The 25,434-nt window shown below is 72.2% G+C and carries 18 protein-coding genes and 1 riboswitch; of the genes, 15 read left to right on the forward strand and 3 right to left on the reverse strand.

Annotation, left to right across the window (positions count from 1 at the left end):
* Positions 1-109 precede the first annotated feature (109 nt).
* The 4 genes from CU044_RS36695 to CU044_RS36710 all read left to right on the forward strand — a co-directional run bounded on the left by CU044_RS36695 (position 110) and on the right by CU044_RS36710 (position 5,111).
* A complete protein-coding gene (locus tag CU044_RS36695) occupies positions 110-1,810 on the forward strand; it encodes a hypothetical protein (RefSeq protein WP_129773200.1) in 1,701 nt (566 codons plus the stop codon).
* Positions 1,811-1,930: 120 nt separating this feature from the next.
* A complete protein-coding gene (locus tag CU044_RS36700; RefSeq protein ID WP_240046063.1) occupies positions 1,931-3,190 on the forward strand; it encodes a histidine kinase in 1,260 nt (419 codons plus the stop codon).
* A gap of 65 nt (positions 3,191-3,255) precedes the next feature.
* Positions 3,256-4,038: a hypothetical protein gene (locus CU044_RS36705; protein WP_129773204.1), complete on the forward strand. Its 783-nt coding sequence runs from the start codon at positions 3,256-3,258 to the stop codon at positions 4,036-4,038.
* Positions 4,039-4,130: 92 nt separating this feature from the next.
* Positions 4,131-5,111 carry a winged helix-turn-helix domain-containing protein gene (locus tag CU044_RS36710; RefSeq protein ID WP_129773206.1) on the forward strand — a complete coding sequence of 327 codons (981 nt, stop codon included), beginning with the start codon at positions 4,131-4,133 and terminating at the stop codon, positions 5,109-5,111.
* Between the two features lie 130 nt (positions 5,112-5,241).
* Here CU044_RS36710 and CU044_RS36715 read toward each other — a convergent pair whose 3' ends face one another.
* Complete coding sequence (locus CU044_RS36715) at positions 5,242-5,889, reverse strand: response regulator transcription factor (RefSeq protein ID WP_129773208.1); 648 nt, start codon at positions 5,887-5,889, stop codon at positions 5,242-5,244.
* 186 nt (positions 5,890-6,075) lie between these two features.
* On the opposite strand from CU044_RS36715, the gene lanKC reads away from it, so the two are divergent.
* The 7 genes from lanKC to CU044_RS36740 all read left to right on the forward strand — a co-directional run bounded on the left by lanKC (position 6,076) and on the right by CU044_RS36740 (position 15,231).
* A complete protein-coding gene (gene lanKC / locus CU044_RS36720; RefSeq protein WP_165372051.1) occupies positions 6,076-8,688 on the forward strand; it encodes a class III lanthionine synthetase LanKC in 2,613 nt (870 codons plus the stop codon).
* Between the two features lie 63 nt (positions 8,689-8,751).
* Complete coding sequence (locus CU044_RS39125; protein WP_193564165.1) at positions 8,752-8,841, forward strand: class III lanthipeptide; 90 nt, start codon at positions 8,752-8,754, stop codon at positions 8,839-8,841.
* Positions 8,842-8,922: 81 nt separating this feature from the next.
* Positions 8,923-9,012, forward strand: a complete 90-nt coding sequence (locus CU044_RS39130; RefSeq protein ID WP_193564166.1) for a class III lanthipeptide — start codon at positions 8,923-8,925, stop codon at positions 9,010-9,012.
* A gap of 122 nt (positions 9,013-9,134) precedes the next feature.
* Positions 9,135-11,084, forward strand: a complete 1,950-nt coding sequence (locus CU044_RS36725) for an FtsX-like permease family protein (protein ID WP_129773212.1) — start codon at positions 9,135-9,137, stop codon at positions 11,082-11,084.
* Between the two features lie 13 nt (positions 11,085-11,097).
* On the forward strand, positions 11,098-12,336 hold the full coding sequence (locus tag CU044_RS36730; protein WP_129773214.1) for an MFS transporter: 1,239 nt from the start codon (positions 11,098-11,100) through the stop codon (positions 12,334-12,336).
* Complete coding sequence (locus tag CU044_RS36735; protein ID WP_165372052.1) at positions 12,329-14,449, forward strand: prolyl oligopeptidase family serine peptidase; 2,121 nt, start codon at positions 12,329-12,331, stop codon at positions 14,447-14,449. Before CU044_RS36730 ends, CU044_RS36735 begins: the two co-directional genes overlap by 8 nt.
* Entirely contained in the window at positions 14,446-15,231 is a 786-nt protein-coding gene (locus CU044_RS36740; RefSeq protein WP_129773217.1) for an ABC transporter ATP-binding protein, read from the forward strand. Before CU044_RS36735 ends, CU044_RS36740 begins: the two co-directional genes overlap by 4 nt.
* A gap of 131 nt (positions 15,232-15,362) precedes the next feature.
* On the opposite strand, the gene cobN is transcribed toward CU044_RS36740, so the two are convergent.
* The gene (gene cobN, locus CU044_RS36745) at positions 15,363-19,016 is read right to left on the reverse strand and encodes a cobaltochelatase subunit CobN (RefSeq protein WP_129773218.1); all 3,654 of its coding nucleotides are present in this window, start codon (positions 19,014-19,016) and stop codon (positions 15,363-15,365) included.
* Positions 19,017-19,072: 56 nt separating this feature from the next.
* A riboswitch (cobalamin riboswitch) is annotated at positions 19,073-19,145 on the reverse strand.
* 277 nt (positions 19,146-19,422) lie between these two features.
* On the opposite strand from cobN, the gene cobG reads away from it, so the two are divergent.
* From cobG to CU044_RS36765, 3 genes are read left to right on the forward strand one after another with little or no spacing between them, the layout of a single operon-like run.
* Positions 19,423-20,877 carry a precorrin-3B synthase gene (gene cobG / locus CU044_RS36750; RefSeq protein WP_240046059.1) on the forward strand — a complete coding sequence of 485 codons (1,455 nt, stop codon included), beginning with the start codon at positions 19,423-19,425 and terminating at the stop codon, positions 20,875-20,877.
* Positions 20,874-21,536 (forward strand): precorrin-8X methylmutase, encoded by a 663-nt coding sequence (locus tag CU044_RS36755; RefSeq protein WP_129773222.1) that lies wholly within the window; start codon positions 20,874-20,876, stop codon positions 21,534-21,536. Before cobG ends, CU044_RS36755 begins: the two co-directional genes overlap by 4 nt.
* The gene (locus tag CU044_RS36765; RefSeq protein WP_240046060.1) at positions 21,533-23,350 is read left to right on the forward strand and encodes a precorrin-2 C(20)-methyltransferase; all 1,818 of its coding nucleotides are present in this window, start codon (positions 21,533-21,535) and stop codon (positions 23,348-23,350) included. The genes CU044_RS36755 and CU044_RS36765 overlap by 4 nt, the downstream gene beginning before the upstream one ends.
* Here CU044_RS36765 and CU044_RS36770 read toward each other — a convergent pair.
* Positions 23,317-24,222 carry a cobalt-precorrin-6A reductase gene (locus CU044_RS36770; protein WP_129773228.1) on the reverse strand — a complete coding sequence of 302 codons (906 nt, stop codon included), beginning with the start codon at positions 24,220-24,222 and terminating at the stop codon, positions 23,317-23,319. The genes CU044_RS36765 and CU044_RS36770 overlap by 34 nt on opposite strands.
* Positions 24,223-24,255: 33 nt before the next feature.
* Between CU044_RS36770 and CU044_RS36775 the strand changes: the two genes are divergently transcribed.
* The gene (locus tag CU044_RS36775) at positions 24,256-25,377 is read left to right on the forward strand and encodes a cobalt-precorrin-5B (C(1))-methyltransferase (RefSeq protein WP_129773230.1); all 1,122 of its coding nucleotides are present in this window, start codon (positions 24,256-24,258) and stop codon (positions 25,375-25,377) included.
* Positions 25,378-25,434 lie beyond the last annotated feature (57 nt).

The following is a 25,434-nucleotide window of genomic DNA, read 5'->3' on the forward strand; positions in this document are numbered from 1 at the left end:
CTCGGAGTGGGCCCCTCAAGTGGGCCCGGGGACCCTGCGTTTGGGCCCGGACCCATCCTTACGCTGCTCTCGCTCGGGGGATCGGGGACGGCGTGGGCGAGGAGAACTGATGACGGGCGCCGACAGGTTGCGAAGATGGCACCGGCACAACCACGGGCTGGTCGACAGAGCGCGTCGCGACCGGGGGCAGAGCGGGGCCGAGTACGCGGCGATGGTCGGGGTGGTGTCCCTGGTCGTGGCGGGGATCGTCGGTCTGAGCGTGCCCGCCGACGAGGCGACCGGGCTGAAGAGCGCGGTGTGCCGAATCCTTCACCCGCTGAGCGGGGCCGAAGCGTGCTCCTCCGGCGACTACGCGGGCGACGGCGACGGTAACGGCGGCGACGGGGGCGACACCGGTGGAGGCGGCGGGCCCGGCGATCCCTTCGTGCCCAACGGCGACCCGTTCGAGCCCGCGCGGTGTCTGCTGTCCCAGGACCAGACCAAGACCACCGTGGTCATCCAGATCCTCTTCATCAAGATCAGCAGCTCGGAGACGGTCAAGCTCCAGCAGTGGTCGGACGGCACCGTCACCCTGGAGCGCGTGACCGAGGTCGGCGGCGGGGTCACGGCGAGCATCTCCGCCGGCATCCCGGGCCTGAAGGACTGGGGCGGCAGCGCCAAGCTCAGCGGCACCTACCTGGCGGGCAGCGGCAGCGGCGGGCAGTGGCTCTTCAACGGGAACAAGAGCGGCGATCCCCAGGCGGACCTGGCGGCCAACCTCGAGGACGCCCAGCAGTTCACCGAGTACCTCAAGGCGCAGGACAAGTGCAACAGCAGGCCCGCCGGTCCGCGCTCCTCCGAGCTGGGGATGATCTGCGGCTACCACGCCGGCAAGAAGAAGCCCGACCTCGAACCGGAGAAGGCGCCCGACGTCGACATCACCAAGACCTCCACCGAGGCGTCCGGCAACGTGAGCTTCGGCGGGAAGTTCAAGAGCAACGGCAAGGGCGGCAAGGACGCGGGGAAGAGCGACGGCCCCAAGGACCTCGGCAAGATCTCCGGCGAAGTGCTCAACGGCACCATGACCGAGGACGTCGTGGTCATGCGCACCAACACCGGTGTCAACGCCGGGAAGATCACCTTCATCTACACCTTCACCGTCAAGGGCTCGGCGGGCGCGGGCGGCGTCGCCACGGGCGAGAGGATGCAGCAGGTCGCGGTCACCTACGACGCGGCGGCCTATGACGAGGAGGAGAAGAACGACGACCCGCACCACCCGGAGAAGCTGGTCATCACCACCAGCCAGGAAGCCGGGGGCGGCGGCGGCGTCAAGGTCGAGGGGGGCGCCAACGCCGGTCCCGTCACGATCGATGTCGGCGGTGGCGGCGGTTCCACCGAGTCGCGGATACACACCGAGACGGCGGAGCTCATCCTCGACAACGACGCCGACAGCACCGCCGTCGAGGACTGGCTGCGCGGGCGCGGCGACGACCCCGCCAGCAACCCGCTGCCCTCCCCTTCCGACGCCGCCGAAGTACCGGATTCGGACGCCGGCCCGCTCGAACACCTCCTGCACGACAAGGGAAAGCTCAGCCGGCTCGACTACAAGGCCAACACCGACTGGTGGAACGCCTCGCTCGGCATCGGCTTCGGCATCTCCGCCGGACAGTTCTCCCTCGGCTTCAAACTCTTCGGCATCGACATCACCCACGAGGAGAAGAACCAGACGATCACCGGCGACCCCACGTACGCCACCGGCCCCAAGAACGGCGGCGCCCGGCCCTGGGTCGAGTGGAAGAACTGCACCAGGACCAAGCCCATCCCCACCTGACGGACGGGCCGGATGAGGACGCGCGCCGCCCCGCCCCGGCCCCCTCCGGCCCGCCAACCGCGTGGCTGAAAGGCGCGGTTGGACGCCCCGGGCGGATGACGGAGATTAGCCTTGCTCTCCGTGACGGAGGAGTGGCGGACGCGATTACGCGGAGGCGCGTGTGGGCTGTTGGTCGCCGCCACACTCGTGGTGGCGGTCGCCACCACCGCGTCGGCCAAGCCGCTGATCAGCGGCGCCGGGGCGGCCTCCGTCATCGCGGCGCTGGTCCTGACCGTCTGGAGTCCTGGACGGAACGGGGTGCTGACGGTCGTCAGCGTCGGCACCGCGGCGCTCTCCCTGCTCGTCACTCTCGTCTATCAGGGCCCGGCACGCACGGTCGCGGCGAACTGGTGGACCGCGGAGACGCTGGCCCTGATGACGATCCTCGCCGCCGCGGTACGGCGCTCACGCCCCCGTGCGGCCCTCGCGCTCGCGGCGGTGCTCTCCGTGGCGATCGCCGCCTCGCCGTTGCGGATCACGTTGAACATCGTCCCGCCGGCCAGTTCCGACGAGACCATACAGCTCTGTCTGTTGTGGGCCATTCTCGCCATGGTGTCGAGCGGGGTCGGCGTCTATCTGCGCAATCTGGACGCGCGCGGCCGGGCCGCGGTGGCGGCCGAGCGCCGTACCCAGAGGCTCAGCCTCGCGCGCAATCTGCATGACTACGCCGCGCATGACGTCACGGCGGTGGTCGTACTTGCCGAGGCGGCCCAGGTGATGGCCAAGGAGGATCTGGAGAAGGCTCTGGAACTGCTCCCGGAGATCACGGCGGCCGGGGCGCAGGCCCTCAAGGCCATGGATCACACCGTACAACTGCTCGCCGAACCCCAGCCGAGGGAGGAGCCGGGCGAGTCCGTCGGGTACGGGATGGGCGCCACGCCGCTCCCGGGCCCGAGGCCGCGCCGGGACCTGAGTGAACTCGAGCTGCTGACCGAGCGGTTCAACCGGACCGGATCGCCCTTGGTCGTCCTCGACCTGGCCGAGGGTGCTCTGGACGGAGTGGACCCGGATGTCAGCTCCGTCGGCTACCGCGTGATCGTGGAGGCCCTGACCAATGTGCGCCGGCACGCGGGCTCCGCCTCCCATGTCCTGATCGCCGTGCGCCGGGTCGAGCGGCCTTCCGGCCCCGGGCTGCGTATCCGCGTCACCGACGACGCTCCTCACCCCGAGCCCGGCCCCGGACTGCGCGACCGCGCTCCGCGCTCCGGCGGGCTGGGCATCGCCGGCCTGACCGACCAGGTCCGCGCGCTCGGCGGTGAACTGACCGCGGCACCTCATCGGCCCGCCGGATGGCGTGTCAGCGCCCTGCTGCCGCTCCGGACGGGGCCTGAACGACCGTAACCGCCCGCCGGTATCTGCCATTTGGCAGATACCGGCGGGCCCCCGGCCCTGCAAGCATGATCGGCATGTCTGAGCGCACGGGGGGACGAATCGTTTTGGCGCTGGCCGTAGCGTTCGCCGCCGTCGCGCTGGTGCCCACCTATGCCTTGGACGACCTGGACACCGATCCCCGAAGCGGGGAGCGGGAGTTCGACTTCGCCGGCCCACGCCTCGCGGTGATCGTCAGCTCCGGCAGCCAGGTGGGCCTGGAACCCGGCCGCGGGACGGTCCTCACCGTCGTCCGTCACCTGACCGGCACGGCCGCCAAGGACGGTCACGCGGAATGGCGGCTGGAGGGCGACACGCTGCGGCTGTCCGCCAAGTGCAGCGGTGTAATGATCAATTGCAGTGGCAGGTTCGTCGTGAGGGTCCCGCCCGGCGTCGACACCTCGGTCGACGCGGCGAGCGATATCGATGTCACGGCCAAGGGGATGCGCCACGCGCTTCGGATCACCACCCGGCGCGGTGACATCAGGCTGGAGGGAACCGCGGGGGCCCTGTGGCTCAGTTCGCGGAGCGGGCGTATCGACGTACTGGACGCGGCGTCCCCGACGGTCGACGTCCGAAACCGGAACGCACCCATCACACTCGGCTTCGCCGTGGCACCGCGGAGCGTGACGGCCGCCTCCGAGGTCGGTGACATCACCGTGGTCCTGCCACGAACCGACGCGGAATATGGAATCGATATCAAGGCGCGGGTCCGCGAGGTCGACGGAATCGCCCTCTCCGAATCCCCGCCCCACGCCCGTCACATATCGGCACGAACCAGGGACGGTGCTGTACGTGTACAGCGCCTTGGAGACCGGTAGCCGGCGACGCCATCACAGGAACAGAGCAGAGGAAGCAGTGGAGACACGGGTATCTCACCCTTGCCGATTCTTGTCATTGGGAGCCAATTTTCATGCAACGAATCATTCTGTCCGCCAACGATCTGGCTCGTGTCAAGATCGCCGAATCGATCTCTCCGGCCGTGGAAGCGATATTCGCCGTGGATGCGCTCAGGGACGCGGAAGGCGAGTACTTCAGAGCCTGGCGCGGGAAGGTGTGGCGGAACATGGTGCGCCCGGACGCGCGCATGGAACGCGTGATGCGTCTGACCCGTGTGCGCGGCGGCTCCCGCGAGGTCTGGGGCGCGTGGTCGGGCAGCCATGATCCGGAGGCAGGTCATTCCGGCGACGGGGTGCTGGCCCCCGGACATGTCGTCCCGGCGGTACAGGATCTCTGCCACCTCGCGGTGATGCCCAGTTGGAGCCGGGTCCGGCTCCACCTGGACACCATTCGGGCGGAGTGCCGGGAGATCATGAGCGGCGATGGTCTCCAGGCCCTTTTCGAGCGTCTCGATCCTGGCATCCGATGGAACGCGCCGGTCCTGGAGATCGAAGGACATGGGCAGCCGCAGAAACTGAAGCCCCGCGGCGCCGGCCTGGTCCTGTTGCCGTCGCTGTTCGCGCAGAGTACGGCCATCGTGCTGCCGGCCGCCGTACCGGGCGAGGAACGCGCTCCTGTGCTGGTGTTCCCCGCCCTTCCGTACCCCGTGAAGGGCCATCTCCTGGACGAGGAACCGATCGCCCCGCCGGTCGGCCGCCGCTCGCCGGAGAATCTCGCGGCGTTGCTGGGACGCACCCGGGCCGCAGCGCTGCGCGCGTTGCGCGAGGACTGTACCAACGGCGAACTCGCCGAGAAACTGGGTGTCTCCACGGCCGCGGTGAGCCAGCACACGGCGGTGCTGCGGGGGGCCGGACTCATCTCCACGCATCGGCGCAGCAGCCGCGTCGTCCATACCGTCACCCCGCTAGGGCATCTCCTCCTGGGCGGGGAGAGCACGCTTCGCGGACCGGGCCCGCAGATTCCGCCCCGCGCCCGGCACTCGACTTCCGTATGACGGGCAGCCTCCGCTTCTCGTCCGGCGCGAGGGTCCACAACGTGTGCCATGCACCCCATCGTGCCCAGCCGGGGAGCTGAGCGGTATCGGCCGTTCGGTAGATCGTGCGGCCCTCTCGCGTCATCCGGATTCACAGCTCCCGCATCAGTCCCGACTCCCAGACCCATGCCGCGATTCCCACCCGGTTGCCCACCGCCAATTTGCGCTGAAGGTTGGCCAGATGCGTCTTGACCGTGCCGGCGGAGATGAACAACTCGGCACCGATGTCGGAATTGGTCATTCCATCCGCGACGAGCCGCGCGATCTCCTCCTCACGGGCCGTCAGGGGCGCGGTGGGGCGCCGTACGTGCTTGCGCGGTGCTCTGAGCCGGCTCAGGAGTCGCGTGGTCACTTCCGGGCTGATCATGGAGTCGCCCGCCGCCGCCGCGCGTACCGCCTCCACGAGCACGCCGGACCGGGAGCGCTTCAGCAGGAAGCCGCAAGCCCCCTCGCGGAGAGCCGTGAGGACGTAATCGTCGAGGTCGAAGGTGGTCACGACGACCACGCGCACGGACGGGGCGCTCCCGACGACCTTCCGGGTCAGCTCCAGGCCGTCCATCCCGGGCATGCGGACATCGGCGAGCAGTACATCGGGGGCCAGGGCATGGACCGCCTTCAGCGCGTCGATGCCATTGTCCGCCTCGGCAACGACCCGCATATCCGGCTGCGCTTCGAAGATCCGGCGAAATCCCATACGGATACTGGCCTGGTCGTCCGCGATCACAAGACGTGTCGTCATACGGATCATGCTGCCATGACTTTCCGCCGGAGGGCAGCTGTCCGGTTAAGCATGGCCTTAAAACTGTTGCCCCTCGAATCCCTCCTCTGGAAGCTTGAGTGCATCGACGAGGGCAAGCGCTTCCTCGAAGGAAATTCCTTTCCCTGGAATTTTCCGACAGAGCGCCCGCGGACAGGGGGAGTTGAAATGGATCCGAGGTACGAGGCATACGTCATCGCCGATTCCACGTGGTACGAGCCGCTCGACCGCTGCGACGACTCCGCATCTCGCTTCGCGCTCTCCGCAGGGGAACTTCCCGCGGGCTGGCACCGGGAGCACCAGGGGGTCTGGGAGTTCCTCAGGCCCGCCGACTCCCCGGCGCTTCCCGAGCAGGGCTGGAAGATACACATCAGCGCGACCCCCGACAGCGCGGAGAAGACGGTCGGAGCGGCCTGGGAGATCTGCCAACGGCTCGGTCTCCCCTGGAAGTTCCTGCGCAGCCGACGCGTCGTCGCAGCGATGAACACCAAGTACGCGAACAGGGCCGCCAGCGGCAAGGCCGTCACCGTCTATCCGCGGACCCCCGACGAGCTCCGGGAAGCCGTCACGGAACTCGACGCGGCCCTGAGCGGCCATCCCGGTCCGTATGTGCTGTCCGACTACCGCTGGAACGACGGACCCGTATCTCTGCGGTACGGAGCCTTCACTCTCATGTGGTGCGAACTCCGTGACGGGACCCGGGTACCGGCGCTCCGCCATCCCCAAGGGCACGCGGTACAGGACCCACGGCGGCCCGTATTCACCGTGCCCGAATGGGCGGAGATCCCGGACTTCCTGGCCGATCGGTTCGCCACCGCCACCACGCAAGGGGGCGACGCGACCGTCGGCGGCTATCGGGTAATCAAGGCGCTGCATTTCTCCAATGGCGGAGGCGTCTATCTCGCCGAGGACGAGCAGGGCGAAAAAGTGGTCCTCAAGGAGGCACGGCCGCACGCCGGACTGGACGCGCACGGCGTGGACGCGGTGCACCGCCTTCATATCGAGCGGGATATTCTCGAAAAGACCGCGCAGCTGCCTTTCATGCCCCGCCTCCTGGATTCTTTCACCTCGTGGGAACATCACTATCTGGCGATGGAGTACATCGAAGGCGAGACGTTCAGCGCCTGGCTGGGCCGCGACTATCCGCTGACTCTTCATCGTCCCGGGGACCGCGCGCGCGCCGACTTCGCCGCACTCGCCGTCGATCTGCTGGATCAGGTCGGGACATGTCTGAGCACGCTCCACGAGGCCGGGATCGCCTTCGGTGACCTGCACCACCGCAACATCCTGATCCGTCCCGACCGGACCGTGGCGCTCGTGGACTGCGAGCTGGCGGTCCCGGTGGACAGCGAACGGACCGCCGGCCTCGGGGCGCCCGGCTTCATGGACGCCTCGATCACCAGGGCACGCGACGCGGACCTGTTCGCCCTGGGGTGCTGCCAGCTCGCCACCCTCGCTCCGCTGACCGTACTGACGGTACGCAATCCGGAAGCCGTCCGAACCCTGGTCGAGCTCGCCGCCACCGCCTTCCCGACACTGCCCGCCGGGTTCATCGACCGGATGACGGAACACCTCGCGCTGTCGGCCGCGCTGCGTCCCCATCTCCCTCCCGTGGACGCCCGGTCAGCGGCCGGCGGGGAGCCGGCCGACGGGAATCGGGCCGACGGGAATCGAGCCGACGGGAATGCCGACGGGGAGCGGGCCGACGCCGAGGCCGCGTCCCCGCCCCTGTCCCCGCCCTCCTCCGGTGAGCTGCTGAGGGGCCTGGTCCGTTCCGCGACCGTCGACCGGACGGACCGGCTGTTCCCCTGCGATGTCAGCGGATACCGGCCGGGCGCGGCACTGGGACTCGCGTACGGAGCTCCGGGGGTGCTGCTCGCCCAGTTGAGCGCGGACACGGAACCGGCACCCGAGCATGTGGAATGGCTGCTCCAAGCCGTACGGCGAGCCCCCGCCGACACTCCCCCGGGCCTCTATGACGGGTTGTCGGGCGCCACCTGGCTGCTGCATCGCCTCGGCCATCCGGACGTCGCGAACGCCGTCGACCGCATCCTGGCCGGTCCGCTGCCCGCCTCGCCCGGCCTGTTCTGCGGGCTGTCCGGAATCGCGCACCTCCTGCTCGACGTCGGCGCGCGGACCGAGGCTCTCGCTCTGGCGAGCCGGGTTCGTGAACAGATCGGCAGAGCGGGGGCGTTGGACCGTCCCGGTCTCATGCACGGCTGGTCCGGCCCAGCGGTTCTCCTCGCCCGCTGTGCCGAGGAGACAGGGGACGCCGAGTGGGCCGAGGCGGCGGTGAGCGCGGTGCGGTGCGATCTGAGACATGGCCGCACGATGGACGGAATGCTTCAGATGCATAGTTCGAACCGGTTGCTCCCCTATCTCGCCGAGGGCTCGGCGGGGGTGGCTTTCGCCGCCATGGCACTCCCCGAAGCGCAGGCGGAGGCCGTGGGAGCGGACGACATCGTGACCGGCGCGGCACGGGCCGGTGCGGTACGAGTCGTCATCCAGGGCGGCCTGTTCAGCGGCCGGGCCGGACTGGCCTACTTCCTCTCGCACGCCGCGGCGCGGGCGCCCCGCTGGGCCGGGGAAGCGGACGAGCAGCTGACCTGGCTGTCCCTGCACCTGGCTCGTCACGGCGACAGCCTGGTCCTCCACGGTGACCAACTGATGCGCCTCTCCACGGACCTGGCCACCGGCTCCGCCGGCGCGCTGCTCGCGCTGGAAGCCGCCAAGAACCCCGGTCGCCGTCTGCTCCCCGGTGCCCATCCCACATATGGGTGACCACCGGCCGCGACAGCGGTGCCGGCCCACAGCCCCTACCAGTCTTGAGAGGAGGTGACTTCCATGCTGAACATTCTCGCCCTTCAGGAGCTCGACGAGGAGACCATCGTCGACGCCCCCATCAGCACCATCAGCCTCGGTGGCTGCCACTGACCCCGTCGGCCCGGTGTTCCCGGGTCCGCAGCGGTCGGCATCGCGTAACCCGGCACATGAAATGAGAGGAGGTGACCACCCATGGTGAACATTCTCGCCCTTCAGGAGCTCGACGAGGAGACCGTCGTCGACGCGCCCGTCAGCACCGTCAGCATCGTCGCGTGCAGCTGACGCGGCCTGATGACGCACACCACCCGCACCACGAGGTGAGTCCGGGGAGGCCACGATCTAGGTGGCCTCCCCGGACTTCCTCAGCTTATTCTCCCCGCCAGGGAGGGCAGGAACACGTGTCCTTGACGTCCCGAAAGCCACCGTCTCCCATCGGCCCCACCACCACCCGCCGACTCTTCCTCTCCGAGATCCGCGCCTACCCGGCCCGGGTGGCCGGCGCCGCGCTGGCCTGCGCCGTGACGGCGGCCGGGGTCGGCGCCTGTGTGCTGCTGCTCGTCGGTGCGAGCAGACCCGACTTTCCCGAGAACTCCCCGGCCGCCGCCGCCGCGCTCGACGCCCAGAACGTGCTGTCGCTGCTGCTGTCGATGCTGCTCATGTGCGCGGTGGTGGTGACCGGTTCCACCGTCTCGCTGTGGACCGGGCAGCGCCTGGGGCAGTTCGCCGTTCTGCGGGCGCTGGGGGTGACGGCGGGGCATCTGCGGCGCATGGTCGCCACCGATGTGGCGCGGCTGGCCGTCCTCTCCGCCGCCGTGGGGGCCGCGCTGGGGATGGTGCCGCTGGCGCGGCTCGGGCGCGGAGCGCTCGTGGAGCGCGAGCTGTTTCCCGCGAGTGCCGGGCTGCCCGGTGGTGATCAGATCTGGGCGACCGGGATCGGGGTCTGTCTCGCCACCGGCGCCGTCGCCGTACTGGCGGCTCTGGCGAGTGTGCTCGCGGCCGGCCGGGTCAGCGCGATGGATCTGCTGAAGGATCCGGAGCTTCCCGCGGCCCCGACGGCCCGCAGCCGGGCCCGGCTGCTCACCGGGCTGGCCATGGCGGGCCTTCTCTGTCTTCCCCTGCTGTTCGTCATGGCCTTCATGGACCTCCCCGGGACCATACGGGCGGCCGTCGCGCCGGGCCTGGCCCTGATGGTCATCCCCACGCTCGCGGTGCTCGCGCCCTGGGCCGTCCCTCCGCTGACCTGGCCGGTACGGATGGCGCTGCGCGTGCTGGACCGGCGCGTCGGCCGTATCGCCGCGGCCGGAATGCGGGCGGCCCCCGCGCGCACCACAGCCGTCGCGGTCCCCGTGCTGCTGGCGGTGGGCGTCGCGGTCTGTCTGCTCGGCGCGGGAGCCACCATGGGCCAGGCGATCCAGCGTCAGACGGAGGACGGGTTACGGGCCGACGGGGTGGTCACGGCGGAACCCGGAAGCCGTCTCCCCGTCACCGCCGTGTCCCCCGCGGGGGTTTCCGCGACCCCGCTCATCGCCACGGAGGTCACCCCGCCGCCCACCGGCTTCGACGACCGGCCGGGGCCTGCGCGGGCGTGGGGAGCCGACGGCCCGTCGCTGGCGAAGGTCCTGGACCTCGGTGTGCGGCAGGGCCGTCTGGCCGACCTCAAGGAGGGCACGTTCGCCGCCGGAGCGACGCAGGCCGAGGGACATCACTGGAGGCCGGGCCAGCGGGTCCGGCTCGCACTCGCCGACGGCACCGCCCGGACGCTGACCCTCGCCGCCGTCTACGAACGCGACCTGGCCTTCCCCGAGTTCGTAATCCCCCGCTCCACCGCCCTGGCGCACACGGCGTCCCCGTACGCCGAGCGGATCCTGCTGACCGGGGCCGTGGCCTCGTGGCCGGTGGAGGACGGCCGGCAGGTGGCGTCCCGGGCCGCGTACCTCGACGGCCTCGACCCCCGCGATCCGGCGGACGATCTCGCCGTCCGGCTGATCGTCGCCGTGGTCTCGGGATACGCGCTGCTGGCCGCGGCCAACACCTGCGCGCTCGCCCAGCGCGACCGGCACTCCCAGCGCGCCCATCTGCGCGCGATGGGCCTGGGCCGGTTCCAGCTGCTGCGCTGTGTGCTGTACGAGGTCCTGGGGGCGGCGGTGGTCGGTGTCGCCCTGGCCGCCGTCACCGCGCTGGCCTGTCTGGTCCCGTTGGCCGCGACCCTGAGCGCCGGGGCGCTGCCGGCCTTCGACGTGCCCTGGACGGTGGGCGTCCTGGTGGCCTCGGTCGCGGCGGTCGCCGCGCCCTCGGCGATGGCGTCGCATCCGTTGTCCGGTATCCAGCGGCAGTTCGCGAGGAGGACGACATGAGGAGGAGCACCCCATGAGGCAGAGACTGGGCAAACCGTTCTGGCTGCTGTTCTGCGGAGAGTCCGCCTCCGCCGTGGGCACCGCCGCCTCGGTCGTCGCGCTGCCCGTGGTCTCGTACCGGGCCACCGGAGATCTCCGGCAGGCGGGACTCATCAGTACCGCCATGTCGATCGGCATCGTCGCGGCCCGCCTTCCGGCGGGGGTGCTGGCCGACCGGTACGAGCGCAGGACGCTGCTCCTCATATGCAACCTCGTCGGCACGCTCGTCCTCGGCGCGCTGGCGGTTCTCCACGCCGTGGACGCGGTGTCGCTGCCGTCGCTCCTGGCCGGCTCCCTGCTGCTCGGAGCGGTGGGCAGCACGCTCGCGCCCGCCGAGAACGTCGCCGTGCGCAATTATGTGCGCGCGGATCTCCTGCCCAGGGCCCTGGCTCTGATCCAGAGCCGTGCGGCGGTCGCCCTGATCGCCGGGCCCCTGGCAGGCGGCGCGCTGCTCGCCGTCGAACCGGTGTGGGTGTTCGCCGCCGACGCCGGCACCTATCTGATCGCCGCCGTCTGCGCGTACTTCCTGCCCACCGGGGCCGGGCCCAGGACGCCCGCCCAGCCACCCCTGAAGGCCATGGGCGAAGGGCTGCGCTTCCTCTGGAGATCGCCTTTCCTGCGCTATGCCGCCGTGAACTCGACCGTGCTCAACCTCGTCTTCAACGGGCTGCTGATCGCCATCATCGCCTCGACCGGCGGCCATGCCGCATCGGACGTGAGCATCGGCGTGCAGACGGCCTCCCTGGGCGCCGGAGCCCTGATCGGGTCCCTGCTGGCCGACCAGACCGCCCGGCGGGTCCCGCCGGGCGTCGGCATCGCCGGCGCCACCGGTGTGGTCGCCGTGGCGCTCGTCGGTTTCGCGTCGGTCTCCAGCACCTGGGGCGCGGCGCTCCTGCTCGCTCTCGCCACGTCGGCCGGGCCGGTCATCACGGTGATCATCTCCTCGACACAGATGCGGATCACGCCACCGGAGCTCCAGGGACGGGTGCACAGCGGAAGCGGATTCGTCTCCCAGGCGGTCGCCCCGCTGGGCCCCACGCTCGTGGGTCTCAGCACCCACGCCTTCGGACTCACCCGTACCGTGGCGGGGGCCGCCGCGGTGGTCGTCGTGCTCGCCGCCGCGGGAGCGGTCGTCACCTCCCGTCATGCCCTCGTCCCCGCCACGGCGGAGGCGACGGCGGCGATGGACTCCGTGGAGGCCAACCGTGCTTGACGGCATTCCTGTCCCGCCCGCCCCGGACCTCACCGGCGACGGCACGGACACGGACACCGGCACCCCCACGGACCCATACAGGTGGCTGGAGGAGACGGACTCCCCACGCACCCTCGCCTGGCTCCACCACCAGCGGCGATTGCTGGAGCAGCGGCCGGGGCGCGCCGAGGAGACGGCGTGGGAGGAGCTGGTGACCGACATCGAGCGCGGCGCGGCCGGACGTCTGCTGACACCGCCCGCCGAAGCCGGTGGAACACTCTTCACCCACCAACTCCACCGGTCCGGCGGAGAATCGCTGAGCGCCCGTCGGCCGGACGGCTCGCGTCATGTTCTGCTCGACCCGCAGTCGGATCCGTCCGCGGGCCGGGTCGCGGCGTGGCGGCCCGACCCTCGCGGCCGGGTGGTCGCGGTACAGCTCCACCACGACGGACGTGAGAACGGCGGCGCGCACCTTCTCTCCGCCGACGGCACCCGACCGCCGGAGTATCTGCCCGACGCGTCACCGCACCCCGCGCTGGCGTTCCACGGCGACCTGCTCCTGTACAGCGGCGGTACGCGCACGGAGCACACGCTGCGGACACGCCGTCTCCTGGACGGAACGACCGGGAGCGTCGCGCTGCCCGTCACCGGCCCCGTACGGCTGTCCCTCCACCACGGCCACGGCGGACACCTCCTGCTGCGCACCCGGAATCCGGACGGTTCGTCACCGCTCTGGTGGTGCACGCGGTGGGACGGCCGGAGCGCCCCGGACTGGCAGCCCCTGCCGTTCGACGACCTCCCGGTCACCGCGTTCGCACTCGGTCCGGACAGCTGCTACGTCGCCGCGGGTGGGCTCTACGTACTGGATCTCGGTGCTGTCGCCCGTGGTACCGCCACGCGGCCGGTCCCTCTAGGGGACGGCCCGGAGGACGCGAACACGCCCGGAGCCGATGCCACGACGAGCGTCCGCGCGCTGCGTGTCCTGGGCCCGGAAGCAGCACCGCGGCTGGCCGTTCTCCGGCAGACAGGCACCGTCCGGCACCTGGAGTTCCGGCCGGCACGCGGTACGGCGGCCGACGGTACGGGCCTGCACGAGCAGGACGGCCGCAGATCGGCCGCCGCGCCGGACCGGACCGCCGGCGGCTTCACCTGGCACGCCCGGCTGCGCCTCGGATCCGCTTGCCATGGCCCCGACGGTGAACTGGCCGACGCGCTCTGGTTCCTCGCCGACGACCCCCGGTACGGCACGCGGGGCCACCGGATACCCAACGGCCCCCCTCTTTCCTCCTCGCCCCCGGCGTCCCCCTCACCGTCCGCCACCCGTACGTCCGCGCTGCGCGCCCTGACCGCCGTCAGCCGCGACGGGACCCCCGTGAGCGTGACCGTCTGCGACCCAGCCCAGGCCGTGGGCGGGCGCCCCGTACCCACGCTGATCACCGTCTACGGTGGCTTCGGTATCCCGTTGGAGCCCTCCTGGGATCCCATATTCGCGGCCTGGCTGGCTTCCGGAGGCCGCGTTGCCTGGGTGCACGCCCGCGGCGGCGGAGAGTTCGGCCGCGCCTGGGCGGCAGCGGGACGCGGGGCGGGCAAGAACCGGACCGTCGACGATCTGTGCGCCGCCGCCGAAGCCGTACTGGACGCCGGGGAGGCGGCCCCCGGGCAACTCGCCGCACTCGCGGCGAGCAACGGCGGACTCGTCGTGGCGGCGGCCACGATCCGCTCACCGCACCTGTTCTCCGCCGTGGTCTGCGCCGCGCCTCTCACCGACATGGCGCGCTACCACCTGGGCGGGCTCGGGGCGCTCTGGCTGGAGGAGTACGGCGATCCCGCCGATCCCGAGGCGCTGCGCGCCCTGTTGTCGTATTCGCCCTACCACCGCGTCACCACGGGCGACGCCTATCCCGCCACGCTCCTCGTCACCGGTGGCAACGACGAGAGGGTGCCGCCCTGGCACGCGTGGAAGCTCTGCGCCGCTCTCCAGGACGCGGGCCCGGGCCGTGCTCCCGTGCTCCTCGACCACGAGGAGAACACCGGCCACCGCGGCAGGGAAGCCACCGCCGCACGCGCGCTGAGCGCCCGTGTCCTCGCTCTCCTCTCCCTCCGTACCGGCCTGACGCCCAGGAGTCGCGCATGACCTCGCACCGTTCCCGGTTCGACGCCGTGAACCCGCCCCGTCCGCTCGTTCCCGCCGCGTCCGCGGTCGGCCTCACCAAGGTGCACGGCAGCGGACCGCAGCGGGTCACGGCGCTCGACAGCGTCACCGTCGCGTTCCACCAAGGACGCTTCACCGCCATCATGGGCCCGTCGGGCTCGGGCAAGTCCACGCTGATGCAGTGTCTGGCCGGGCTGGACACGCCTTCCTCGGGACAGGCGTGGATCGGCGACTCGGATCTCGCGGCGCTCTCCGACCGGAGCCTGACCAGGTTGCGGCGGGACAGGATCGGCTTCATCTTCCAGGCGTTTCATCTGCTGCCGACCCTGACGGTCGCGGAGAACATCACCCTCCCGCTGGGCATCGCGGGAAAGCACCCGGACCGGCAGTGGCTGGACCAGGTGATCGCCGCTCTCGGCCTCTCCGACCGGCTCACGCACCGCCCGCCCCAACTCTCGGGGGGCCAGCAGCAACGAGTGGCCTGTGCCCGCGCCCTGGCCGGCCGACCGGAGATCATCTTCGCCGACGAGCCGACGGGGAACCTCGACACCCGGTCGGGTGCCGAGGTGCTCGTCCTGCTCCGTTCCCTGGTCCGGCAGCTGGGCCAGACCATCGTCATGGTCACCCATGACCCTTCGGCCGCCGCCTACGCGGACCGTGTGGTGTTCCTCGCGGACGGACGCGTCGTCGACGAACTGGACGCGCCGAGCGCGGATCGCGTCCTGGACCGGATGAGGCGGTTCGAGAGGCCCTCGCCCGCTTGACGGGGACGAGAGATGAGGACGAGAGACAGGGACACGAAACAGGGGCGCGAGACAGGTCCGAGAAACGGGGACGAGACGGACGCCCGGCCGCCGCCCGGCCGCCGCCCGGCGGCCGGGCCCCCGGACCGGGCTCAGTCCTCCCCCTCCAGCTCCCCCTCGGTCTCCAGGAACACCGCCCGCAGCGCGTCCAGCACCGCCGGGTCCGGCTTCGCCCACATCCCGCGCGACTCCGCCTCCAGCAGCCGTTCCGCGATGCCGTGCAGGGCCCAGGGGTTGGCCTCCTGGAGGAACTCGCGGTTCTCCGGGTCCAGGACGTACGTCTCCGTGAGCTTGTCGTACATCCAGTCCGCGACCACGCCCGTCGTCGCGTCGTACCCGAAGAGGTAGTCGACCGTCGCGGCCAGTTCGAAGGCGCCCTTGTAGCCGTGGCGGCGCATCGCCTCGATCCAGCGGGGGTTGACCACGCGGGCGCGGAAGACCCGTGACGTCTCCTCGACCAGCGTGCGCGTACGGACCGTCTCGGGGCGGGTCGAGTCGCCGATGTACGCCTCGGGGGCGGTGCCCTTGAGCGCGCGGACGGTGGCGACCATGCCGCCGTGGTACTGGAAGTAGTCGTCCGAGTCCGCGATGTCGTGCTCGCGGGTGTCGGTGTTCTTGGCCGCCACCGCGATGCGCTTGTACGCGGTCTCCATCTCGTCGCGCGCCGGGCGGCCGTCGAGTTCCCGGCCGTACGCGTAGCCGCCCCACACCGTGTAGACCTCGGCGAGGTCCGCGTCCGTGCGCCAGTCGCGGCTGTCGATGAGCTGGAGGATGCCCGCGCCGTACGTACCGGGCCGGGAGCCGAAGATACGGGTCGTGGCGCGGCGTTCGTCGCCGTGCTCGGCCAGGTCCGCCTGGGCGTGGGCGCGGATGAAGTTGGCGTCGGCGGGCTCCTCCAGCGAGGCCGCGAGCCGTACCGCGTCGTCCAGCAGCCCGATGGCGTGCGGGAACGCGTCACGGAAGAAGCCGCTGATGCGCAGGGTGACGTCGACGCGCGGGCGGCCGAGTTCGGTGAGCGGGATCGCCTCCAGGCCCGTCACCCGGCGCGACGCGTCGTCCCACACCGGGCGGACGCCCAGCAGCGCGAGCGCCTCCGCGATGTCGTCGCCCGAGGTGCGCATCGCGCTCGTGCCCCAGAGGGACAGCCCGACGGAGGTCGGCCAGTCGCCGTTGTCGGTGCGGTAGCGGGTGAGGAGGGAGTCGGCGAGGGCCTGGCCGGTCTCCCAGGCGAGCCTGCTCGGTACGGCCTTGGGGTCGACGGAGTAGAAGTTGCGGCCGGTCGGCAGGACGTTGACCAGGCCGCGCAGCGGCGACCCGGACGGGCCCGCTGGTACGAACCCGCCGCTCAGCGCGTGCACCACATGCTCGATCTCGTCGACGGTGCCCGCGAGGCGCGGAACGACCTCGCGCGCCGCGAAGCCGAGGATCGCCGCGACCCCCTCCGGGAGGCCGTCGGCCACGCCCGGCACCGCCGCCGGGTCCCAGTCCGCGTCCTCCATCGCCTGGACGAGCGCGCGGGCCCGCTCCTCCGCCTCGTCGGCGTCGGTACGGGTCGCGGCCGACTCGTCGAGCCCGAGGGCCTCGCGCAGACCGGGCAGGGAGGCCGTACCGCCCCAGATCTGCCGGGCGCGCAGGATCGCCAGGACCAGGTTGACGCGCGCGTCACCGGCCGGCGCGCCGCCGAGCACATGCAGACCGTCACGGATCTGCGCGTCCTTGACCTCGCAGAGCCAGCCGTCGACATGGAGCAGGAAGTCGTCGAACCCGTCGTCGTCCGGCCGGTCCTGGAGCCCCAGGTCGTGGTCGAGCTTCGCCGCCTGGATCAGGGTCCAGATCTGGGCGCGGATCGCGGGCAGCTTCGCCGGGTCCATGGACGAGATCGCCGCGTACTCGTCGAGCAGCTGCTCAAGGCGGGCGATGTCGCCGTACGACTCGGCGCGCGCCATCGGCGGTACGAGATGGTCCACCAGCGTGGCGTGCACGCGCCGCTTGGCCTGCGTGCCCTCGCCCGGGTCGTTGACCAGGAACGGATAGATCAGCGGCAGGTCGCCGAGCGCGGCATCGGGGGCGCAGGCCGCCGACATTCCCGCGTTCTTGCCGGGCAGCCACTCCAGATTGCCGTGCTTGCCGAGGTGGATCATCGCGTCGGCGCCGAAGCCGCCGTCCTCGCGGGCGGCCTGGATCCAGCGGTAGGCCGCCAAGTAGTGGTGCGAGGGCGGCAGATCGGGGTCGTGGTAGATCGCGATGGGGTTCTCGCCGAAGCCGCGCGGCGGCTGGATGAGGATCAGCAGATTGCCGCGCCGCAGGGCGGCGAGCACGATGTCGCCGTCCGGGTCGCCGCCCGCGCCGGCACGGCTGCGGTCGAGGAACATCTCGCCGGGCGGCGGCCCCCAGTGCCGCTCCACCGACTCGCGCAGCCCGGCGGGGAGTTGGCCGTACCACCGCCGGTAGTCGGCGGCCGGTATGCGCACGGGGTTACGGGCGAGCTGCTCCTCGGTCAGCCACTCCTGGTCATGGCCGCCGGCCTCGATGAGGGCGTGGATCAGCTCGTCGCCGTCACCGGACTCCAGGCCCGGTACCGGCTCCGTACCGAAGTCGTACCCCTCATTGCGCAGCCGGCGCAGCAGCGTGACGGCGCTGGCGGGGGTGTCGAGGCCGACGGCGTTGCCGATACGGGAGTGTTTGGTGGGATACGCGGAGAGGACCAGCGCGACGCGCTTCTCCGCGTTCGTACGGAACGCCAGCGTGGCATGGCGTACGGCGATCCCGGCGACGCGCGCGGCCCGCTCGGGGTCGGGTACGTACGCGGGCAGCCCGTCCTCGTCGATCTCCTTGAAGGAGAACGGGACGGTGATCAGCCGGCCGTCGAACTCCGGTACGGCGACCTGCGAGGCGGCGTCCAGCGGCGTCAGCCCCTCGTCGCTCTCCTCCCAGGCAGCGCGGCTGCTGGTCAGGCAGAGGGCCTGGAGGATCGGTACGTCGAGCGCGGCGAGCGCGCCCGCGTCCCACGCCTCGTCGTCGCCGCCGGCCGACGCCTCGGCGGGCTTGGTGCCGCCCGCCGCGAGCACGGTGGTGACGATGGCGTCGGCCTCGCGCAGGGCCACCAGCAGCTCGGCCTCGGGCGCGCGCAGGGAGGAGACGTAGAGCGGGAGGGGCCGGGCGTCCGCGTCCTCGATCGCCGAGCACAGCGTCTCCACGAAAGCGGTGTTGCCGCTCATGTGGTGCGCGCGGTAGTAGAGGACGGCGACGGTCGGGGCCAACTCCCCCACCAGGTGCCCGGGACGGCCGAAGCGGGGCGGCCTGACGCGCCGGTCGAGCCGGCCCCAGGTGGGCGCGGCGGCGGGCGGCTCGAAGCCGTGGCCGGTCAGCAGGACCGTGTCGGAGAGGAACCGCGCGAGCTGGTCCAGGTTGGCCGGACCGCCGTGCGCGAGATAGGCGTGCGCCTCGGCCGCGATACCGATGGGGACGGTCGACGCCTCCATCAGCTGGGCGTCGGGGGCCTGTTCACCGGTGAGGACCACGACCGGCCGGTCGCCCGCGAGCAGCAGGTCGATCCCGTCCTGCCAGGCGCGCAGCCCGCCGAGGAGCCGTACGACCACGAGGTCGGCGCCGTCGAGCAGCGCGGGCAGTTCGTCGAGCGCGAGCCGGGCGGGGTTGGCGAAGCGGTACGGGACGGGCCCGCCCGCCGCGTTCGCCGCGCGGGCGCTCAGCAGATCGGTGTCGGACGTCGACAGGAGCAGAAGCATGCGGCGTCTGGCCTTCCTCGGGGTCCGCGCCCCGGGCGAGGTGTGGAGGACGGCGGGAGTTCCTGGCTCGTCCGGCTGCTGCCGGACTCACAGTGGCGGGACCGCGCCGGGTTCGCACCGGGCTTCCTCCCCATGACGCCGTCGCTGGCGTTGACGGGCCTGGGCAGACCCGTCGTCTGCATAGTAAGTGCTGAGGTCACGGGCGGGGGAGGGCGCCCGGAACACGGGCCGGCCGGGCCGACCGGTCCGGCCGGGGGGCAGGAGCGGCCGGATGTGGCCGGGCGGTGGCCGGATGGCGACCGGGCCGTGGCCGGGTAATGCCAGGCGCGGTGACCGAGCGGTGGCCGGAGAGGCGGCCCGGCGGCGGGAAGGGAGCGGGCGTGGGTGCGTAGGTATGCTCGCCGCCATGCCGCCCACCTCGCCAACACCCGTGAACCGGGACGAAGCTCCCCCGCGGGCCGCCGTACGGGCCCCGCTGCGGGAGTCCGTACGGGCCCCGCTGCGGGAGTCCGTACGGGCCCCGCTGCGGGAGCGCGGCGACGCCTGCCCCGGCGCACTGCGGCTGCACACCGCGGACGACGGCCGGCTGGCCCGGTTGCGGCTGCCCGCCGGACTTCTGACGGTCCGTCAGGCGGAGACGCTGGCGGACGCGGCGGAGCGGCTGGGCGACGGACATCTGGACCTCACCTCCCGGGGCAATGTGCAACTGCGCGGCCTGGGCGGGAGCTGCGGCGCGGAACTGGCCGGGCTGCTGCACGAGGCCGGGCTGCTGCCCTCGGAGAGCCACGAGCGGGTACGGAACATCGTGGCGTCACCACTGGCCGGACTCGACGAACTCCGTTCCTCCGACGTCCAGTTGTGGGCGCGCGAGCTGGACGGACTGCTGTGCGCGAGCGCGCGGGCGGCGGCGCTCTCCGGGCGGTTCCTCTTCGCGCTGGACGACGGACGCGGCGATGTGGCGGGCCTCGGCGCCGATGTGACGTTGCTCGCATGCGGGGACGGGTCGACTGTCGTACGTATCGGGGCAAACGGGTCGGGCCTGCGTGTGACCCCCGAGGACGCCCCGCGCGCGGCCCTGCTGGCGGGGGAGACGTTCCTCACGGTCGCGGAGGCGAGTGGTTCGGGGGCGTGGCGGGTACGGGAACTGCCCGCCGAGTACGGCCGGGGGCTGGAGGCGGCGGTACGGGCGGGGCTGACGGACGCCGGGATCGGGACGGAGTACGTGGCGGAGGCGGCGGGGCCGGGGGCGGGTTCGGGCCCAGGCCCCATCCCAGGCCCCATCCCAGGCCCCGTTCCAGGCCTCGTACCGTCGCCCGACGGGACCACGGCACTCTCCGTCCACGCCCGCCTCGGCCGGCTGACCGTGGCGCCGTGGCGGCTGCTGGCGGCGGTGGCGAACGGACCGCTGCGCGTGACCCCGTGGCGCGGAGTGATCGTGCCGGGGGTGGCTCCGGCCGCGGCCGGAGCCACCCTGGACCGGCTCCGTACGGCCGGGCTGATCACCGGCCCCGGCTCCCCCTGGCACGGCGTCGGCGCCTGCACCGGCCGGCCCGGCTGCGCGAAGGCGCTGACGGACGTACGGTCCGACGCGGCGGCGGCCGTGTCCCACGGCTCGGGCGGACTGCCCGTCCACTGGTCGGGGTGCGCACGCCGCTGCGGCCATCCGCAGGGCCGGTGGGTGGATGTGGTCGCGACGGGCGAAGGCCGCTACGACATCTCCGTACAGGGAGACGCCCCGGACACCACCTCCAACGCCACCGCCACCGCCACCGCCACCGCCACCGCCACCGCAACAGGACCGGAACTCGCCGACGCGGTTGCGGCGGCACGCACGACCCCTTTGACGAGTTCGACGAGATGAGCGAGAAGACCACGGTGTCCACACAGCCCACAGGGTTCGAGTACGAGAAGGACGGCGCGGCGATATACCGCCAGTCCTTCGCCACGATCCGCGCCGAGGCGGACCTCACCGGGCTGCCGGCCGAGGTCTCCCAGGTCGCGGTGCGGATGATCCACGCCTGCGGCATGGTCGACCTGGTCCGCGACCTCGCCTTCAGCCCCGGTGTGGTGATCCGTGCCCGCGAGGCGCTGCGCGCGGGCGCGCCCGTGCTGTGCGATGTGGCGATGGTCGCCAGCGGGGTCACCCGCAAGCGGCTGCCCGCGGACAACGAGGTCGTCTGCACCCTCTCCGATCCGTCGGTGCCCGCTCTGGCCGCCGAACTGGGGACGACACGCAGCGCCGCCGCGCTGGAGCTGTGGCGGGACCGGATGGACGGCGCGGTGGTGGCCGTCGGCAACGCGCCGACCGCCCTCTTCCGGCTGCTGGAGATGATCGAGGACGGCGCCCCGCGCCCGGCCGCGGTCATCGGCGTGCCGGTCGGCTTCATCGGCGCGGCCGAGTCCAAGGACGCGCTCGCCGGACACCACTCCGGCCTGGAACACCTGGTCGTACGAGGACGGCGCGGCGGCAGCGCCCTCGCCGCCGCGGCCGTCAACGCGATCGCGAGCGAGGAAGAATGAGCGCCCGGAACACCACCGATGAGCAGGGCGCGGGAGTCCGGACGGACGCGGACTCGGACGTACGGACGGACGCGGGCTCGGGAGTCCGGACGGACGCGGACGTACGGACGGACGCGGACTCGGGCGTACGGGCGGGCGCGGACGTACGGACGGACGCGGACTCGGGCGTACGGGCGGGCGCGGACGTACGGACGGACGCGGGCTCGGGAGTCCGGACGGACGCGGGCTCGGGCGTGGGCCGGCTGTACGGGGTCGGTCTGGGGCCGGGAGACCCGTCCCTGATGACCGTACGGGCCGTACGGGTCATCGCCGAGGCCGAGGTGATCGCGTATCACAGCGCCCGCCACGGCCGGTCCATAGCCCGGTCCATAGCCGCCGAGCATCTGCGCCCCGATCACATCGAGGAGCCGCTGGTCTACCCGGTCACCACCGGGACCACCGACCACCCCGGCGGCTATCAGGGCGCGATGGACGAGTTCTACGCCGAGTCGGCCGCCCGGCTCGCCGCCCATCTGGACGCCGGGCGGACGGTCGCGGTGCTCGCGGAGGGCGATCCGCTCTTCTACGGCTCGTACATGCACATGCACAAGCGGCTGGCCGGCCGCTATCCGACCGAGGTCATCCCCGGTGTGACGTCCGTGAGCGCGGCGGCGGCGCGGCTCGGTACCCCGCTCGTCGAGGGCGAGGAGGTGCTGACGGTCCTGCCGGGCACGCTGCCCGAGGAGGAGCTGACGGCCCGGCTGGCCTCGGCGGACTCGGCGGTGGTGATGAAGCTCGGCCGTACGTTCCCGACCGTGCGGCGGGCGGTCGAGCGGGCGGGCCGGCTGGCCGACGCGCGGTACGTCGAGCGCGCCACGATGAGCGGCGAACGCACCGGGGCGCTGGCCGACACGGATCCGGAATCGGTGCCGTACTTCGCGGTGGCGGTGCTGCCGAGCCGCGTTGCCGCGCGTGCCGTACCCGGGTCGGCGGAGGAATCGGCGGAGGAATCGGCCGACGAGTCGACCACCGAGGCGGCTACTGACGCGACCGGCGAGGCGGCCGGTGACGTGGTGGTCGTGGGGACGGGCCCGGCCGGGCCGCTGTGGCTCACGCCCGAGACGCGCGGCGCGCTCGCCGCCGCCCAGGATCTCGTCGGCTACACCACCTATCTGGACCGTGTTCCGGTCCGCCCCGGTCAGCGGCGCCACGGCTCCGACAACAAGGTGGAGTCGGAGCGCGCGGAGTTCGCCCTCGACCTCGCCCGGCGGGGCCGGCGCGTGGCCGTGGTCTCGGGCGGCGACCCGGGGGTCTTCGCGATGGCCACGGCCGTCCTGGAGGCCGCGTCCGCCGACCCGTACCGGGACGTGCCCGTACGCGTGCTCCCGGGCGTGACCGCCGCCAACGCCGCCGCGGCCCGGGTCGGCGCGCCGCTCGGCCACGACTACGCCGTGCTCTCGCTCTCCGACCGGCTCAAGCCGTGGGAGGTCATCGCGGAGCGCCTGCACGCGGCGGCGGGCGCGGACCTGGTGCTGGCGCTGTACAACCCTGGTTCCGCCAGCCGGACCTGGCAGGTCGGCAAGGCCCGCGAACTCCTCCTGGAACACCGCGCGCCCGACACCCCCGTCGTCCTCGGCCGCGATGTGGGCGGGCCGGAGGAGAGCGTACGGATCGTGCGGCTGGCCGATCTCGATCCGGCGCAGGTCGACATGCGGACGATCCTGCTGGTCGGCTCCTCGCGGACGGTGACCGCGCGGCGGGGCGGGGACGGGGACGAAACGGTGGTGTGGACGCCGCGCCGCTATCCGGAGAGCCCGGGAAGCCCGGGAAGCTGAGCCAGCCACTCCACCGCGTCCTCGACCGTGGCCACCGAGAACACCCCCTCGGGGACGGCCGGCCGCCGGACGACCACGACCGGTATCCCCGCCTCGCGGGCGGCCGTGAGCTTGGGCGCGGTGGCGGCGCCGCCGCTGTCCTTCGTCACCACGACGTCGACGCGATGGCGGCGCAGGATCTCCCGCTCGCCGTCGAGGGTGAACGGCCCCCGGTCCAGGAGCACTTCCGTACGGGCCGGGCACGGAGGTTCCGGGGCGTCCACGGACCGTACGAGGAACCACACCGCGTCGAGGTGCGCGAAGGCGGCGAGCCCCATCCGCCCGGTGGTGAGGAAGACCCGCGCGCACCGCAGCGCGGCCAGCTTCCCGGCGGCCTCCGCCAGGGAGCCGACCGCGTGCCAGTCGTCACCGGCGACCGGCACCCAGGAGGGGCGGCGCAGGGAGAGGAGGGGAACATGGGTGAGCCGGGCGGCATGTGCCGCGTTGCGGCTGATGGTGTCGGCGAAGGGATGGGTGGCGTCGATGAGCGCGTCCACACGGTGCTCGCGCAGCCAGCGCGCCAGCCCCTCGGCGCCCCCGAACCCGCCGATCCGTACGTCCCCGGGCGGCGGTACGGGCCGGGCGACCCGGCCGGCGAGGGAACTGGTGACACGGAGGCGGCCGTGGCCGTGCAGGCGCTCGGCGAGCCGGCGCGACTCGGTCGTACCGCCGAGGATCAGCACATGGGCCGGGGCCGGCTTCAGGACCGGGGTCGGCTCCAGGACCGGGGTCGGCTCCAGGACCGGGGTCGGCTTCGGGACCGGGGTCGACTCCAGGACCGGGGCCGGCTCCAGGACCGGGGTCGGCTCCAGGACCGGGGTCGGTTCACTCATCGTCGGCGGGTCTTTCCATGACGGGGTCTTTCCATGACTGACGGCGGGAAGGGCGGGCGTGCCGCCCAACTCAAGCACACCGGTCTCCGGCCGGGCTGGACGACCGGCGCGTGCGCGACGGCGGCGACGACCGCCGCGTACACGGCGCTGCTGACCGGCGAGTTCCCGGATCCGGTGACGATCACGCTGCCCAGGGGCCAGACGCCGTCCTTCGCCCTCGCCGGCGAGAGCCTGACCACCGGCGACCGGGCCATGGCGGCCGTGGTCAAGGACGCGGGCGACGACCCCGACGTCACGCACGCCGCCCTGATCCGTACGACCGTACGGCTGCTGCCGCCGGGCGCGGGCGTCGTCTTCCGCGCGGGCCCGGGTGTGGGGACGGTCACCCGCGCCGGGCTCCCCCTGGACGTGGGCGAACCGGCGATCAACCCGGTCCCGCGCCAGCTGATGCGCGCCCATGTGGCGGAGGTGGCGGCCCGCCACGGCGGCACGGGCGATGTGGAGATCACCGTCTCCGTCGACAACGGCGCGGAGATCGCCCGCTCCACCTGGAACCCGCGCCTGGGCATCCTGGGCGGGCTCTCCATACTCGGCACGACGGGCATCGTCGTGCCGTACTCCTGCTCCGCCTGGATCGACTCGATCAGACGCGGCGTGGACGTGGCCCGCGCGGCGGGCCGTACGCATATGGCGGGCTGTACGGGATCGACGTCCGAGAAGACGGTCCTCGCGGCCTACGACCTCCCCGAGGACGCCCTCCTGGACATGGGCGACTTCGTCGGAGCCGTACTCAAATACATCCGCCGCCACCCCGTCGACCGCCTCACCCTCTGCGGCGGCTTCGCCAAACTCTCCAAACTGGCGGCGGGCCACCTCGACCTCCACTCGGCCCGCTCCCAGGTGGACAAGACCTTCCTCTCCCGACTGGCCCTGACGGCAGGCGCGGACGCGCCACTGGCGGAGCAGGTGACAGCGGCCAACACGGGCCTGGAGGCACTCCGCCTGTGCCAGTCCCGGCACGTACCGCTGGGCGACGCGGTCGCGAGACGGGCACGCGACGAGGCACTGCGGGTGCTGCGCGGGGCGCCGGTGGAGGTGGACGTGATCTGTATCGACAGGGCGGGCACGGTGGTGGGCCGCAGCGATCCCGCGTGACCGCGCGTGCCTCCGCGCATCGGTTGTACGTCACTCACCGGCACCTTTTCGGCACTC

The sequence above is a fragment of the Streptomyces sp. L-9-10 genome (assembly GCF_004151105.1).
Lineage (GTDB): Bacteria > Actinomycetota > Actinomycetes > Streptomycetales > Streptomycetaceae > Streptomyces.